Consider the following 14527-nt stretch of genomic DNA (forward strand, 5'->3'; position numbering starts at 1 on the left):
CGAGATGCTTCTTTCCCTCCTGCTTCTGATTCCCTTCCTCGGGGCTCTGGCTTTGATCCTCTGGCCAGGATCCCCGTCGAGTGCACGCCTGCGCGATGTGTCCATCGTGCTGCTGGTGGTGCAGTGCCTGGCGAGCTTTGCCCTGCTGCTGCCTTTCGATGCCGCCGATGCAGGTTTGCAGTTGGTGGAACAGGCCCGCTGGGTCCATGCCATCGGCCTGGATTACGCCTTGGCGCTGGATGGCCTCTCGTTGCCGCTGGTGCTGATGAACGGGGTGCTCTGCCTGGTGGCGGCGATCGCGTCGCGCACGATCGAGAACCGCCCCAGGGTCTACTTCGCCCTGCTGCTGGTGATTTCTGGCGCGGTGAATGGGGCCTTTCTGGCCCAGAACCTGCTGCTCTTTTTCCTGTTCTACGAACTCGAACTCATCCCCCTGTGGATGCTGATCGCCGTGTGGGGTGGTGCCAACCGGGCCTACGCCGCCACGAAGTTTCTGATCGTCACCGCCGTCTCAGGCGTGCTGATCCTGGGTGCCTTCCTCGGCATTGCTCTGGTCACCGGAACCATGGACTTCAGCCTGCGGCCGATCCTTTCCGGTGAACTGGGCATGACCGCCCAGCTGCTGCTGATGGGTGCTCTGTTGATCGGCTTCGGCATCAAGATCCCCCTCTTCCCCTTCCACACCTGGCTGCCGGATGCCCACACCGAGGCTTCCACACCGGTGTCGGTTCTTCTGGCAGGTGTGCTGCTCAAGCTGGGCACTTACGGCCTGCTGCGTTTCTGCCTTGGCTTGTTCCCCGACGCCTGGCAGCTGGCTGCTCCCTGGCTGGCCGGCTGGGCTGCGATCTCGGTCCTTTACGGATCCCTTGCGGCGATTGCCCAGACCGACATGAAGCGCATGGTGGCCTACAGCTCGGTGGGCCACATGGGCTACGTGCTGCTGGCCGCCGCCGCCGCCACGCCGCTCGGGTTGATGGGGGCCCTGTTCCAGATGGTGAGCCACGGCCTGATCTCTGGCGTGCTGTTCCTGGTGGTGGGTGTCGTTTACGCCCAGACCGGCACCCGCGACCTCAACGTCTTGCGTGGCCTGCTCAACCCCCAGCGCGGCCTGCCGCTCACTGGATCTCTGATGATCATCGGCGTGATGGCCAGTGCCGGAATCCCCGGCATGGCCGGCTTCATTTCCGAATTCCTGATCTTCCGCGGCAGCCTGCAGCCCTTCCCCCTGGCCACGCTGCTTTCCATGGTGGGATCGGGACTGACGGCGGTGTATTTCCTGCTGTTGGTGAACCGCGCCTTCTTCGGTCGCCTGGCGATCGCCCCCGGCGAGGTGGTGAATCCCCGTATCCTCAACCGCGTGGCGCTGCGGGAGCAGGCTCCGGCAATCGCCCTCAGCCTCGGTGTGCTGGTGCTTGGCCTTGCTCCGGAGCTGCTGTCGAACCTCAGTGAGGCGGCCACCACGGGCCTCAGCCTGATCACTGGAGATCTGTCATGACCCCGCCAACCGCATCCCCCGTTCAACCCCCGGTGCTTCCTGATCAGGAGGAGTTGATCCGTCGTTTGCTCAGCGACACGCCGCTGCTCAAGGACACCCCCGACCATCTGCTGCAGGTGGTGAATGTGCTCGAGAGCTATGGGCTTGTTCTCGATGCTTACAGCAAGAACCTGGTGGATCAGGGCGAGCAGCAGATGCTCAATCCTTTCCCGGTGTTCCGCTTTTTCCACGAGGGGTTCAACCTCAAGCGCCTCTGGACCCATCTGATAGGGGATCGCATCAACTTCGAGTACGCCGAGTACTGCCAGAAGGCGATGTTCTGGCATGGCACTGGCGGGCTGGATGCCTACCTCGACACGCCCGAATTCGCCGAGGCCTGCCAGCGGATCATCAAGCGCAAGTCGGCTCGTGACCCTCTGCTGGCCCTCAACAACCGCCTCTATCCCGATTTCGCCCCCGAGGCCATCCGTTCGCTCACCACGATTTATTGCCTCGGCTTGTTCTGGCGCGTGATGAGCGACATCTTTGTCGACCTGGCCCGTCGCTACGCGATCAAGGAAGTCACCTGCGTCAACGATGTGGTGCATCACATCCGCGATGGCCTGGTGGCGGCGGCCGGAAGCCCGATTGAATACATGGTGACGATCGGTGGTGAGGAGATCTGGGTCCTCCCCCCCGAGGCGGGTCTCACCTTCCTCGTGGATGTGGCGGTGCCCTACGTGGAGGCCGTTTTCTTCCGCGGCATGCCCTTCCTTGGAACGGTGTCGTACAACGCCCAGGCCCGGCAGATTTCACCAGACATCAGTGATTTCAAGTACGGCGCCCTGTATGCCGATCCGATTCCGAGCATGGGTGCGGGCATTCCCCCCAGCCTCTGCATGCAGGACATGTACCGCCACCTGCCCGAAGAACTGAGCCTCTGGTACGACGACAACGGTCGTGGGCAGACGGATGTGCACGTGCAGATCTGCGTCAGCTTTCAGAAGTCGATGTTCTGCGTCACCAATGCAGCCATCGCCGGCACGATGCCCCACCCGCTGGACACCGATGATCCTGAGCAGCAGGCCGCCAATCGGGCCTACGCCGAGGCCTGGTCTGGGCGCTTGATGGGCTGTCAGCGGGTGGCGCTCCTCTAGGTTTTCAGCAGGTTCAGGCTGAACGGGGACTCTGATGAATCAGTGGCAGGAGAGGAAACGACCCGTATGCCTCGAGTGTCGTTTTGAGTTTGAGAGCTACGACGCCACCAGGGATTTTCTCGACAAGCTCGGCGACCACAGCGAGGCGACCCAGCGCTTTCCTGATATCAGCTTTGGGCGCACTTACGTGAACATCACGATTCGGCCGGAGGATGACGGCCCTGATGCCCAGCTGAGCGAAGCCGATCGCGCCTTTACCGCAGAGATCGATGCCCTCCTCGGTTGATCTGGCTTCGGCCTACGCCGATTCCGGTGTGGCTGAGGTGTTGGACCAACTGGATCGAGAGCTGATCGGGCTGGCGCCGGTGAAGACCCGGATTCGCGAGATCGCTGCGCTGCTGCTGGTGGATCAGGCGCGGCAGCAACTGGAGTTGCCCAGCACGGCGCCCAGTTTGCACATGTCGTTCACCGGGCACCCCGGCACCGGCAAGACCACCGTGGCGCAGCGGATGTCGCAAATCCTGCACCGCCTGGGCTATCTGCGCAAAGGCCATGTGGTGACGGCCACCCGCGACGATCTGGTGGGTCAGTATGTGGGCCACACGGCGCCCAAAACCAAGGAGATGCTCAAGCGCGCTCAAGGGGGTGTGCTGTTCATCGATGAGGCCTATTACCTCTACAAACCAGACAACGAACGCGATTACGGCGCCGAGGCGATTGAGATCCTCCTGCAGGAGATGGAGAGCCAGCGCAGCGATGTGGTGGTGATCTTCGCGGGCTACAGAGATCGGATGGAGACCTTCTACAGCTCCAATCCAGGCCTGTCTTCACGGGTGGCCCACCATCTCGATTTCCCCGACTACAGCGACGACGAGCTGATGGCGATCGCAGGGCTGCTGCTGGAGGCCCAGCACTACCAGTTCAGTGCCGATGCCCAGACGGCCTTTGCGGAGTATGTCTCCCGCCGGCGTCAGCTGCCTTTCTTCGCCAATGCGCGCTCGGTACGCAATGCCTTGGACCGGGCCCGTCTGCGCCAGGCCAACCGGTTGTTTTCGCGGATGGGAGAAGCCCTCACCAAGCAGGATCTCACCACGATTGAGGAGGCCGACATCCGGGCCAGCCGTGTGTTCAAGGGCGAAGTGGAGGGCCACCATCCCGCTCAGCACGGCGCCTGATCAGCTGCGCCATGCCGAGGCCCACCAGCAGGCCGGCTGTGCCGTGACCCTGCAGGAGGGCAACCCCGAGCACCAGAACCGCCAAGGGTGCAGGAAGCACGCAGCGGTACAACGCACCTGTGAGGGCGCCGCACCAGCTGCCCAGGCTGCCCAGATCGGGCAGCAGCAGGTGGAGTCCCATCCCAAGTGCGCAGGCCACGAGGAATAAGGGGAAGAACACTCCTCCGCGCCAGCCTGTTTCCAGGCAAAGGCCGAGCATCAGCAGTTTCACGATCGAGGAGAGGAGCAGAACCCAGGCCTCACTTGAGTTCTGGCCTTCCAGCAGGGGCCGCAGCTGCTCTTCCCCGGCGAAGGGAACCAACGGCAACCAGTGCATGCAGGCCCCCAACAGCAGGCCGGTCAGCAGCGGCCACCAGGGCCATCGGGCCAGGAGTTGGCGCTGCTCCAGCCAGCCTCGCCACTGCAGAAACAACAAACCCAGGCCGCAACCGATGAGTCCCCCCAACAGGCCTGCGCTGAGGCTGCCGAGATCTTCCCCCAGGTTGCTGGGCCAGATGTAGGGAAGCCGTTGCAGCGATCCACCGCTGGCGGTTCCCATGCCATTGAAGGCGGCAAAACCGGCAACACCGCCAAGGCTGCCCGGCAACCAGCGGTCGAGGAAGGCCTGCTTGCGGTTTTTGGGGTGAGTGACCTCGCCCACCACAGCACCCCCCAGTAGTGGAGCTCCGAAAAAGGCGAGGCTGCCTGCCACTGTTGCTTCCTGAAGCTTCTGGTCACGACCACGCCAGATCCGTTGACTGATCAGGGCGGCCATGCGGCTCATCAGGGCTTCAGGCCCGATGCAACCTCCCCCAACCTGGGCCAGCGCCGCTCCGAGAAGGCCGCGAGCTTCATCGCGTTTCGGCGCCTGGTCTGGATCACGCAGATCACTCAGGGTGTCCCGCAGCTCCGGTAGCAACGTGGTGGGGCCGGGGCGATGCAGCAGCGAGAGGATCAAGCCACTGCCGCCGCAGATCAGCAGCGACCAGCCCAGGGGAAGGCCGCGATCCAAGCCCTCGAGCACCGGATCTCCCCAGAGCCGCTGGCTTAAGCCGCCGATCCAGCCCATCACAACCGCCACACCGGCGCCGCTCAGGGTGCCGGTGAGCAGGGCTATCAGGCTGAGGCGAAGGCGAGTCACCAGTGCGGGTCGGTGGCGAATTCAACGCTGAGTTTCGCTGATTTCGACGCCGGAACGGTGCTGATGCAGGCGCGCACCGTCTTGCCGTTGACGTCGATCTCGCAGGCCCCGCAGCTGCCCCCCAGGCAGCCGGTGGGAATGCTGATGCCCGCTCCACTGGCGGCCACCAACCAGTCCTCGCCGATGGTTTCGTGGGTGATGCGCCCATCGGGCCAGCGCACAGGAATCGACGTCATGGCTGGAGCAATGGAGCAAGGTTCACATGTTGCTCGAAGGCATCGGCAAGGCGATCGAGCAACAGATCACGGTGGGCGCTGTGGTTCTTGGGATCGTTGGCCAGCGGTTGCAATCCGCGCTGCTCGCGAAGCCGGTTGAGCCAGGCCCGTCGCCAGGGGCCGTTGTCGAGCAAGCCGTGCAGGTAGGTGCCCACCACGCTCGAACCCTTCGGGCCGGGAGCCCACCACCCCAAACCAGGGTCGCTGCTCAGGGGCTGAAGACCGGGATCCGGGGTGGTCGTTCCGTAGTGCAGTTCAAAACCCTTCAGCGGTGTTTCCATGGGCCAGAGGCCATCGATGCTGCGCTGGCTCAGCCGTTTCGTGCCGCTGAAGGTGGTGTCCAGGGGCAGGAGGCCCAGGCCGCTCTGGGGTCCCCGCTGATCGGTGCCCTCCAGTCCCTCCGGATCGTTCAACGTTTTGCCCAGCATCTGCATGCCGCCGCAGATGCCCAGGATGGATCCCCCAGCCTGGGCGTAGGCCCGGAGTTGATCGGCCAGTCCACAGCTGTTCAACGTCTCCAGATCCCGCAGCGTCTGCTTGCTTCCCGGAAGAATCACGGCATCCGGCTGCCCCAGGGGTTCCCCGGGTTGAATCCAGCGCAGCTTCAGGCTGGCTTCGGCTTCGAGCGGATCGAGATCGGAGAAGTTGCTCAAGGAGGGCAACCGCAGCACAGCGATCTCAAGATCGGTGGCCCCGCGGGTGGGTTTGCGTTCCAGAAGATCGAGGGAATCTTCAGGTGGAAACAGCTCGTTGAGCCAGGGCATCACCCCCAGCACCGGTACCCCGGTGTTGGCTTCCAGCCATTGGCAACCCTCATCAAACAGCTCCCGACGGCCGCGGAAGCGGTTGATCAGGATGCCTTTGATCAGCGGGCGCTCCACCGGGCGCAGCAAAGCGAGCGTCCCAACGATCTGGGCGAAGACACCGCCGCGCTCGATGTCGGCCACCAGCAGGCAGTTGGCCCGCAGGTACTGGGCCAGGCGCAGGTTGGTGAGGTCGCGGCGTTGCAGGTTCACTTCCACTGGGCTTCCCGCCCCCTCCAGCACCAGCCGGCCTTGGGGCCATTGCTGCTGGAGCTGCATCAGCCCGCTGCGGATCGCCTGCCAACCGGGGCGGAACCAGTCGCGGTAGTAGTGCTCGGCGCGGGCGATCCCCACGCTCTGGCCCCCATGGATCACCTCACTGGTGCTGTCTCCCCGGGGTTTCAGCAGCACGGGGTTCATGGCGCAGCAGGGCTCAAGGCCCGCCGCCCAGGCCTGCATGGCCTGGGAGTAGGCCATCTCCCCGCCATCGGCATCAACCCAGGCGTTGTTGCTCATGTTCTGCCCCTTGAAGGGCAACGCCTGTTCCCCACGGCGTTGGAGCACCCGGCACAGCGCCGCCGTCATCAGCGATTTGCCGGCACCGCTGGAGGTGCCCAGCACCATCAGGGGTCGCGGCGTGGTGCCGGTCACAGCGGCCAGTGCCGACGCAGGCTGTGACGCAGACGCTCCAACACCGGAATCGAACGCTGCAGGAGTGCAGGGTCGTCATCGAGCAGTTGGCGACCCAGGGGCGTGAGCCTGAAACGGCTGGTCAGCCCTTGCCCATCCACTTCCCGGCGCAGCACGCCAACGCTGATCAGCCAACGCAGGTCGTCTTCGAGGGCTTCGCTGTTGCGGAACCAGCGTGTTTTGCGGCCGTAGCGGCTGGGTTCGCTCCAGAGGTCGCCGGCATCCAAGCCTTGCTGCTGAAGATCCCGGTAGAGGGCTTCAGAGAAGGGCAGGCATCCCATGGCCCGGCAGGCCCGGTCACGGCTGCGTCGATCCAGCAGGTCGGTGGGGTGAGCGATGGCGAAGCCTTCCGTCCCTGGCAGCCTACGGAGCGTTGTTCTGCGGTGTGTTCCCGTGCTCATGCTTGCTTCCGCCTCGCCGGCGCGTCGCCGTTTGCTGGAGCAAGCGGGAATCCCGCATCAGGTGCGCGTCAGCGGTGTGGATGAAGACCAGATCCAGCATGCGGAGCCCGCAGAGCTAGTGAAACTGCTGGCTCAGGCCAAGGCCACAGCTGTTGCCCAGACGCTTGACCCGGTGGGCGATGCCGAGATCACGGCTGTGCTGGGCTGTGATTCGGTGCTCAGTTTTGAAGGGCAGGTGTTCGGCAAGCCCTCAGGGCCAGCCGAAGCGATCGAGCGTTGGCAGCGCATGGCTGGCGGCTGCGGATCACTGCTGACGGGCCATTGCCTGATCCGTCGCGGACAACCTGAGCTGATGGCCTGCGTGGAAACGGTGGTGCGCTTTGCCGCGCTCAGCCAGGCCGAGATCGAGGCCTATGTGGCCAGTGGAGAACCGCTGCAATGCGCTGGTGGCTTTGCCCTCGAGGGCCGCGGCGGCCTCTGCATCGATGGCTTGGATGGCTGTTATTCCAACGTGATCGGCCTGAGCCTTCCCTGGTTGCGTCAGCAGCTTTCAGCGTTGGCTTAGTGCAGCAGCAGATTTCGCGTTCCCGAGATCGCTTGCATGGCCAGCAGCAAAGCCACCAGCAGATTGCTGCTGATGTGAATGCGCCTGGCCTGCACGGAATGACCAATCAAGGGCTGCAGCGCCGTTGAGCTCAGCAACAGAGCGGTGAGCAACAGTCCCATCCAGAAATGGGACTGCCAGAACAGGGGGCTCCAGGGAACATCGCTGAACCGCTCCACGGCCGGATGCAGCCCCAGCAGAAGCAGGCCGCAGGCACTGGCGATAGCCCAGAGAAAGCGCTGCCAGACCAGCCGGGTCGTTAGCAGCCGTCCGAAGCTGAACAGCACGGCGCTGCCGGTGACGATCAGACCCAGGGGATGGCTGCTCCAGAGGCTGTGGCCCAAGCCGATCAGCACCGCCACCAGCACTCCGCCGGTCACCCAGGCCCCATGCTGCGCATGCTCCACAGGCACCGTGTCGGCGATTGGGTTGATCTTGAGCCGCTTTTCCCGCGCCAGGATTCCCAGCCGGATCGTGGCGCCCACCACCGGGTAGACGAACAGGATCATCAGCACGGGGTGGATCAATCCCATCCAGTCGTGGCCGGTGAGCGACTGCAGTGCCTGGGGATCAGCCAAAAAAAAACGCAACCCTGAACCCAGGGTTGCGCATCGTGGGGTTGTGAACTGCGGATCTGGATCAGACCTTGCGGGAGTAGTACTCCACCACCAGCAGTTCGTTGATCTCCAGGGCAACCCACTCGCGTTCGCAACGGGCGGTGACCTTGGCGCTCAGCTTGGACTTGTCCAGCTCGAGGTGGCTGGGCACGTTGGCCAGACCGGGGAACTCGAGGTTGGCTTCAGCCAGCTTCTTGCTGCACTTGCGTTCGCGGATGGCGATCACATCGCCGGGCTTGCACTGGTAGCTGGCGATGTCGGTCACACGACCGTTCACGGTGACGTGGCCGTGGTTCACCAGTTGACGGGCGCCGGGAACGGTGGGACCGAAGCCGAGGCGGAAACAAACATTGTCGAGACGGTTCTCGAGCAGCTTGAGCAGGTTGGTTCCGGTGGAACCTTCCTGGGCGCGCGCTTTCTTCACGTAGCGCACGAGCTGACGCTCGGAGACGCCGTAGTTGAAGCGAAGCTTCTGCTTCTCTTCGAGACGGATCGCGTATTCAGAGCGCTTGCGACGGGCTTGGCCGTGCTGACCGGGGGGATAGGACCGTTTGGCGGCCTTCCGGGTGAGACCGGGGAGGTCTCCCAAGCGCCGCGTGATCCTCAGGCGAGGGCCGCGGTAACGAGACATAGGTGGGAAGGTGTGTGTTGAGTTCGTGCGGTTGTTGGGCATGCTGGAACCGAAACAGCTCCAGGCATCTGCCGCGATGCACGAATCTGCCACTGTATCTGGCGGCCCGATGGCCAAGCTGCGACAGGCCTTGAACCAGGCTCTGGTGGCTGTTCTCCTGGCAGGGATTGGGTTTTATCGGCGCTTCATCTCCCCGATGATTGGGCCTCGCTGCCGCTTCACGCCCACCTGCAGCGCCTATGGCCTGGAGGCCATCCAGAAGCATGGACCGTGGAAAGGGGGCTGGCTCACCGTGAAACGGCTGCTGCGCTGTCATCCCTTCACGCCCTGCGGCTGTGACCCGGTGCCCGATTGATGAAGCAGCTCACCCTCTACAGCCGTACCGGTTGCTGCCTGTGTGAAGGCCTGGAATCCCGCTTGCGCGACCTCGATCTCCTGGGGCTCTCGATCGAGCTGACCGTGGTCGATATCGATGCGCCCGGCACCGCCCAGGAGCTGAAGGCCCGCTACGACCTTGAGGTGCCTGTGCTCGCGCTCGATGGGTCTGAGCTTCCCCGGGTTTCCCCGCGGCTCACGGGTGAGGGACTGTTGAATTGGTTGCAACGCTGTCTGTCCACGGCGCTTTGAACGGCTTAAAACTCCCCCAAGCACAGGGGAGATGGGATGACGCAGGTGTTGCATGCCCTGTTGAGTGATGCGGGCATCGCAGTGCCGCCGGGGCTGGTGAACCCTGGGTTGGAGGCCATCACCACCGATTCCCGTCGCGTCGGCCCTGGAACTTTGTTTCTCGGTCTCCCGGGCGAACGGGTCGATGGAGGCAGCTTCTGGGCTCAAGCCCTTGAGGCCGGGGCCGCCGCTGCCGTGATTGGAGCTGAAGCCGCTGCTGCGCAACCTCCAGCTGCTGATGACCCTGTGGTGGTGATCCAGGAGCCGGTGGCGCGTCGGATCGGTGAGATCGCCGCGGCGTACTGGGATCACCCCTGCAGGCGCATGGCCCTGATTGGAGTGACCGGCACCAATGGCAAAACCACCACCACCCATTTGATCGAGCATCTGGCCGCTTCGGCCGGCCAATCGGTGGGCTTGTTCGGCACGTTGGTGAACCGCTGGCCGGGCCACAGCATCACGGCCACCCACACAACGGCCTTTGCCGATCTTCTGCAGGGGCAACTTGCCGAGGCTGCCTCCGCAGGTTGCGGCCTGGCGGCGATGGAGGTGAGTTCCCATGCCCTGGCGCAGCAGCGGGTGGCGGGCTGTCGCTTCGCGGGCGCGGTGTTCACCAACCTCACGCAGGACCACCTCGACTACCACGCCTCGATGGAGGACTACTTCGAGGCCAAGGCGTCGCTGTTTGCGGATCCTCTGCTGCTGGCCGACGGAGTGCGATCGGTGGTCAACAGCGATGACCCCTGGGGGGCGCGCCTGGCCGAACGGCTTGGGGCCGCCTGTTGGCGCAGCTCCCTTGAGGATCCCTCGGCCGAGTTGCATATGAGCGACCTGCAGATGACGGCTGCTGGGGTGGAGGGTCGCTTGATCAGTCCTGTGGGCGAGGGTCGTTTCCGTTCGCCCTTGTTGGGTCGCTTCAACCTGATGAACCTGCTGCAGGCGGTGGGGGTGCTGCTTCAGCAGCAGCTGCCCTTATCAGTGTTGCTGGAGGCCATCGGCCGTTTCGGTGGCGTGCCCGGCCGCATGGAGCGGGTGATCCTGAACGGAGTAGATGCAGCGAATTTGCCGCCGGTGCTGGTGGATTACGCCCACACTCCCGATGGCCTGGACAACGCGCTTTCAGCAGCGCGTCCGTTCTGCACTGGGCGACTGATCTGTGTGTTCGGTTGCGGTGGTGATCGGGATCGGGGCAAGCGTCCGCAGATGGCGGCGATTGCAGCACGCCTGGCTGACCGCGTGGTGGTCACCTCCGACAACCCCCGAACCGAGGATCCTCAGCAGATCCTGGATGACGTGGTGGCGGGGATTCCGGCGGGTAGCGATTTGCTTGTGGAGGCTGATCGAGCCAAGGCGATTGCCTCAGCCATCGCCGAAGCAGAGCCGAACGATCTGGTGTTGGTGGCTGGCAAGGGGCACGAGGACTACCAGATTCTCGGCACCGAAAAGGTGCATTTCGATGATCGCGAGGAGGCGGAACGCGCCCTGCGTTTGAGGCTGTCTTGAAACAGGTTGCTCTGACGCGGTTTATCTGAGCCGATCAAAGGGCGCTGATCGCGGCCACCAGAGCGTTGATGTCGTCGTCTGTGGTGGTGATGTGGGTGCAGGCCCTCAAGCAACTGGGGTCTGCCAGATCGCGAATCCACAGCCCCTGGCCCCCCAGCTGCTTCACATGCTCTGTGGGGGGCACATCGCCAATGATCTGAAAGCTCACCAGTCCGCTGGCGGGCGGCACTTCCAGCAGGGGTGTGACGTGATCCAGCCCCTCGAGTGCCTGCCAGAACTTGCCGCTGAGGCTTCGGATGTGGTCCCAGCGTTGCTGGGCTGATCCCGCGTTCTCCAGCAGTTGCAGTGAACAGCGCAGGCCGGCCATCAGGGGAACGCAGCTGGTGGCTACTTCGAAGCGGCGGCTGTCGTGATGAAACAGATCAGTGCTGCTCAGATCCACCTTGCTTTCATCACGCAGGCTGCGCCAACCGATCACGGTTGGAGACGCCTCGGCCACCACACGCTCTGAAATCGCCACGCCCCCCAGGCCTTCCGGTCCACAGGCCCACTTGTGCCCGGTGAAGGCATAGATGTCCGCAGCTGCAGCGGCGTCTTCGACGGGGATCTGTCCAAAGCTTTGGGCTGCATCCACCAACAGAAAAGGTTGTTGGGGGTGCTGATGGAGTTGCTTGGCGACGGCGGTAATCGGCATCACCTGGCCTGTGTTCCAGAGCAGATGACTCAGCACCACCAGACGGGTTCGGGGGGTGAGGGTTCGCTCAATCGCCTCGACCACGGCGGCATCGCATTGGGTCTGATCACCCCGCAAGTGCTTCACCGGCAGCACATCGATGGTGAGGTTCTGGCGCCGGGCCAGTTCCACACAGGCACTCACAACACCGGGGTGTTCGCAGTCGCTGATCAGCAGCCGGTCCCCTTCGGTAAAGGGCAACCCCCAGAGCGGCAGCACGCAGCCGCTGGTGACGTTTTCAGTGAGGGCAAGCCGGTGGGGCGGAACACCGCAGCACTGGGCCAGGAGGCGGCGGGTGCTGTTCACCTCCTTGGCGATGTAGGGCCACACATCCGCCGTGAACGGCCCCAACTTCTGAATGCGCGCCCAGCTTGCGGTGATCGCCTCCAGGGATGGACTGGGCAAAGGCCCTTGGCCGCCGTAATTGAAGTACGTCTTGTTCTGCAGGGCAGGGCAGAGGTCGCGCATGGTCACGGCAGTGGCCTGAGCCGAAGAGAGGGTCCCACCACGTTGGCAGTGGCTTTGCCGCACTTCAGAGTCTTCGCTCTTTGGTTAAACGACTCAGACCCACTTTTTTCTGAACTGTTTTTCCGCTGTTCGTTCCATCTGCCATCCCGACCAACGTCGCCATTCGATCTCCGCGGCCGTCAGGCATTGATCGGCGAGTGATTCCTTTTGGTTGTTCGGGGTTTCAAACCATATGGGGCAAGCAGGACCAGCGTTCATCTCGAGCTCCTGATCTGAATCAACCTTGTCGTGCAGGCTGAATCGATGGTGGTTGTGTTTGCTACCGAACCCAATTGATCAGTATTTCAACTCAGTTTGTCGTTCAATCTGTGGGCTTGGACGACTTCAGCTGGCCTTGAGGTAAATCTTGCGTCCGTTGGCATCAATTTTGTAGCGCCCCCCCCCCCCCGTGGTCCGATGTGAATCACATCGGTGGTTGATGTGTTGATCGGGGTTGGTGGCTCCAGAGGTTCCGGCTCAACCTAAGCAGGGGCAGGAATCTCAGGCGTTTGCGTTCTCAGGTGTGGTGCGGCCTTGAAGATATTCAGCCCGAGTTTGCGATACAGAAAATCTGCAATTCGCATGGCGAATGACTGGAACTACCTTTTATTTTCCGGCGATGTCAAGTGTGTCTGATGGTGCTGATCCAATCGCCCAGTTCGAATTGCCTCAACCCTGATTGTTCGATGACTACGCTCGACTGCTTTGCACGTCGGGAAAGTGCTCGTTCATGCAGTCCGGACAGATGCCATGGCTGAAATTCAGCGTGCTGTGCTGCATCAGGAATCGTTCGATCGGTTGCCAGAACCCTTCGCTGTCCCGGATCGACTTGCAGTAGCTGCAGGTGGTGATTAAGCCTTGGGCGTGATGCATCTGACAGAACTCATCCATCAGGGCCAGGGATCGGCGTCTGAGTTCCAAAAGTGTGGTGGCCTGTTCCGCCAGGCCTTCCATCACCTTGTATTGCGAATTCGTGAGCGATTTGGGAATGCGATCAATCACGCAAAGCGTTCCAATACGGTGGTTGATGTCTGTTTTCAGGGGGAAGCCTGCATACAGCCGAATGTGGGGTTCTTCCTGAACGAGGGGGTTGTCGCGGAATTTCTCATCAAACAGCGCGTCCTCCACCACCAGAGGTTTTGAATCGAGGATCGTATGGGCACAGAAGGAGATATCCCGGTCGGTTTCGCTGGCTTCAAGGCCCACCTTCGATTTGAACCACTGACGCTTTTCATCCACCAAGGAGATCAGGGCAATCGGAGATTGACAGATCTCAGACGCCATCCGGGTGATGTTGTCAAAGGCCTTTTCTGGCTTGGTCCCCAGGATCCGATATTCACTGAGTGATCTCAGCCTGGCTGCTTCGTTGATCGGTTTGGGTGCTGCCTGCATGGGCTTGCCTCGCTAGGCATGCCAATGGTCTAAGCCATGATCTTTTTATTTTCTGTAAATGTGCAGTGCGAAAAATTTAGCTTTGTGGATTTTACTTTCTTCGATTAATTAATTCTTGGGGCTGCTTCATAGAGCCACACGCTGCGGCCATCCCTGAGGGTCACGCTGCTGCGTTGATACACCTCAGGCACCTCCTCCCAATCATCCAAGGCGGGCCAACAAGGCTCGGGCACCCAGTACACCTCTCCTGAAATGGCCCCATTGCCTTGCTGCAGCATCGGGTAGCCCCGGTGCTGGATCTCGATGAAGCCGTCAACGATGCCGTCGCGGTCTCGTTGTGCGCCTTTCAGCAAGTGATGGGCGCTGCCGTTGCTTTTGAGTGATCCGTAGACGAAGAGGCGCTTCAGAGCACCTGCACCACTTCACTCACTTCGGGGATCGACTCGCGCATCTTGCGTTCAATGCCCATCTTCAATGTCATCGTGCTGCTGGGGCAGCTGCCGCAGGCTCCCTGCAGGCGCACCTTCACGATCGGGCCGTCCAGTTCCACCACTTCAACGTTGCCGCCGTCGGCCATCAGGAAGGGGCGCAGCTCATCCAGCACCTTCTCCACGTTCTCCAGCGTGAGGGCCATGGTTTCAGTGCTCATCGGGATGAACCAGACGTCAAGACCCCAAGGTTACGGAGTGGCCCCATAGGGTGACGAGAGCGGTTAACCC

General features: G+C 62.5%; 18 protein-coding genes. 8 read left to right on the forward strand and 10 right to left on the reverse strand.

Going from position 1 to position 14527, the window contains the following annotated elements; translation table 11 throughout:
• The first annotated feature begins 4 nt into the window (after positions 1–4).
• The 4 genes from SynRS9907_RS03670 to cbbX are packed head-to-tail and all read left to right on the forward strand — an operon-like array spanning position 5 to position 3806.
• Entirely contained in the window at positions 5–1495 is a 1491-nt protein-coding gene (locus SynRS9907_RS03670) for an NADH-quinone oxidoreductase subunit M (protein ID WP_188021841.1), read from the forward strand.
• Complete coding sequence (locus SynRS9907_RS03675; protein WP_188021842.1) at positions 1492–2631, forward strand: CO2 hydration protein; 1140 nt, start codon at positions 1492–1494, stop codon at positions 2629–2631. The genes SynRS9907_RS03670 and SynRS9907_RS03675 overlap by 4 nt, the downstream gene beginning before the upstream one ends.
• Before the next feature lie 34 nt (positions 2632–2665).
• Entirely contained in the window at positions 2666–2917 is a 252-nt protein-coding gene (locus SynRS9907_RS03680) for a 4a-hydroxytetrahydrobiopterin dehydratase (protein WP_188021843.1), read from the forward strand.
• Positions 2901–3806: a CbbX protein gene (gene cbbX, locus SynRS9907_RS03685; RefSeq protein WP_188021844.1), complete on the forward strand. Its 906-nt coding sequence runs from the start codon at positions 2901–2903 to the stop codon at positions 3804–3806. The genes SynRS9907_RS03680 and cbbX overlap by 17 nt, the downstream gene beginning before the upstream one ends.
• Here cbbX and SynRS9907_RS03690 read toward each other — a convergent pair.
• The 4 genes from SynRS9907_RS03690 to SynRS9907_RS03705 are packed head-to-tail and all read right to left on the reverse strand — an operon-like array spanning position 3760 to position 7155.
• Positions 3760–4986: a chloride channel protein gene (locus tag SynRS9907_RS03690; RefSeq protein ID WP_188021845.1), complete on the reverse strand. Its 1227-nt coding sequence runs from the start codon at positions 4984–4986 to the stop codon at positions 3760–3762. The genes cbbX and SynRS9907_RS03690 overlap by 47 nt on opposite strands.
• On the reverse strand, positions 4983–5222 hold the full coding sequence (locus SynRS9907_RS03695) for a 2Fe-2S iron-sulfur cluster binding domain-containing protein (RefSeq protein WP_115008710.1): 240 nt from the start codon (positions 5220–5222) through the stop codon (positions 4983–4985). The genes SynRS9907_RS03690 and SynRS9907_RS03695 overlap by 4 nt, the downstream gene beginning before the upstream one ends.
• The gene (locus tag SynRS9907_RS03700) at positions 5219–6688 is read right to left on the reverse strand and encodes a cobyric acid synthase (RefSeq protein WP_188022345.1); all 1470 of its coding nucleotides are present in this window, start codon (positions 6686–6688) and stop codon (positions 5219–5221) included. The genes SynRS9907_RS03695 and SynRS9907_RS03700 overlap by 4 nt, the downstream gene beginning before the upstream one ends.
• A gap of 23 nt (positions 6689–6711) precedes the next feature.
• Entirely contained in the window at positions 6712–7155 is a 444-nt protein-coding gene (locus tag SynRS9907_RS03705; RefSeq protein ID WP_115132843.1) for an Npun_F0494 family protein, read from the reverse strand.
• Between SynRS9907_RS03705 and SynRS9907_RS03710 the strand changes: the two genes are divergently transcribed.
• Complete coding sequence (locus tag SynRS9907_RS03710; RefSeq protein WP_188021846.1) at positions 7154–7720, forward strand: nucleoside triphosphate pyrophosphatase; 567 nt, start codon at positions 7154–7156, stop codon at positions 7718–7720. The genes SynRS9907_RS03705 and SynRS9907_RS03710 overlap by 2 nt on opposite strands.
• On the opposite strand, the gene SynRS9907_RS03715 is transcribed toward SynRS9907_RS03710, so the two are convergent.
• Together SynRS9907_RS03715 and rpsD are read right to left on the reverse strand one after the other, a co-directional pair.
• On the reverse strand, positions 7717–8292 hold the full coding sequence (locus tag SynRS9907_RS03715) for a DUF4079 domain-containing protein (RefSeq protein WP_188022346.1): 576 nt from the start codon (positions 8290–8292) through the stop codon (positions 7717–7719). The two genes, SynRS9907_RS03710 and SynRS9907_RS03715, sit on opposite strands and share 4 nt — an antisense overlap.
• A 106-nt stretch (positions 8293–8398) precedes the next feature.
• Entirely contained in the window at positions 8399–9007 is a 609-nt protein-coding gene (gene rpsD, locus SynRS9907_RS03720) for a 30S ribosomal protein S4 (RefSeq protein ID WP_011363781.1), read from the reverse strand.
• 76 nt (positions 9008–9083) lie between these two features.
• Between rpsD and yidD the strand changes: the two genes are divergently transcribed.
• The 3 genes from yidD to SynRS9907_RS03735 are packed head-to-tail and all read left to right on the forward strand — an operon-like array spanning position 9084 to position 11176.
• Entirely contained in the window at positions 9084–9362 is a 279-nt protein-coding gene (yidD, locus tag SynRS9907_RS03725) for a membrane protein insertion efficiency factor YidD (protein WP_188021847.1), read from the forward strand.
• Complete coding sequence (locus SynRS9907_RS03730) at positions 9362–9634, forward strand: glutaredoxin family protein (protein WP_188021848.1); 273 nt, start codon at positions 9362–9364, stop codon at positions 9632–9634. Before yidD ends, SynRS9907_RS03730 begins: the two co-directional genes overlap by 1 nt.
• Positions 9635–9670: 36 nt before the next feature.
• Positions 9671–11176, forward strand: coding sequence for a UDP-N-acetylmuramoyl-L-alanyl-D-glutamate--2,6-diaminopimelate ligase (locus tag SynRS9907_RS03735; protein ID WP_188021849.1), 1506 nt, complete (start codon positions 9671–9673; stop codon positions 11174–11176).
• A 34-nt stretch (positions 11177–11210) separates the two neighbouring features.
• On the opposite strand, the gene SynRS9907_RS03740 is transcribed toward SynRS9907_RS03735, so the two are convergent.
• From SynRS9907_RS03740 to SynRS9907_RS03760, 4 genes are all read right to left on the reverse strand, one after another.
• Positions 11211–12377: an aminotransferase class V-fold PLP-dependent enzyme gene (locus tag SynRS9907_RS03740; RefSeq protein ID WP_188022347.1), complete on the reverse strand. Its 1167-nt coding sequence runs from the start codon at positions 12375–12377 to the stop codon at positions 11211–11213.
• 729 nt (positions 12378–13106) lie between these two features.
• Positions 13107–13808: a GAF domain-containing protein gene (locus SynRS9907_RS03750; RefSeq protein ID WP_188021851.1), complete on the reverse strand. Its 702-nt coding sequence runs from the start codon at positions 13806–13808 to the stop codon at positions 13107–13109.
• A gap of 104 nt (positions 13809–13912) precedes the next feature.
• Positions 13913–14215, reverse strand: a complete 303-nt coding sequence (locus SynRS9907_RS03755) for a gamma-glutamylcyclotransferase (RefSeq protein ID WP_188022348.1) — start codon at positions 14213–14215, stop codon at positions 13913–13915.
• Positions 14212–14457 (reverse strand): NifU family protein, encoded by a 246-nt coding sequence (locus SynRS9907_RS03760; RefSeq protein ID WP_011128549.1) that lies wholly within the window; start codon positions 14455–14457, stop codon positions 14212–14214. Before SynRS9907_RS03760 ends, SynRS9907_RS03755 begins: the two co-directional genes overlap by 4 nt.
• Between the last annotated feature and the right edge of the window lie 70 nt (positions 14458–14527).

It is taken from the genome of Synechococcus sp. RS9907, assembly GCF_014279615.1.
Classification (GTDB): Bacteria; Cyanobacteriota; Cyanobacteriia; order PCC-6307; family Cyanobiaceae; genus Parasynechococcus.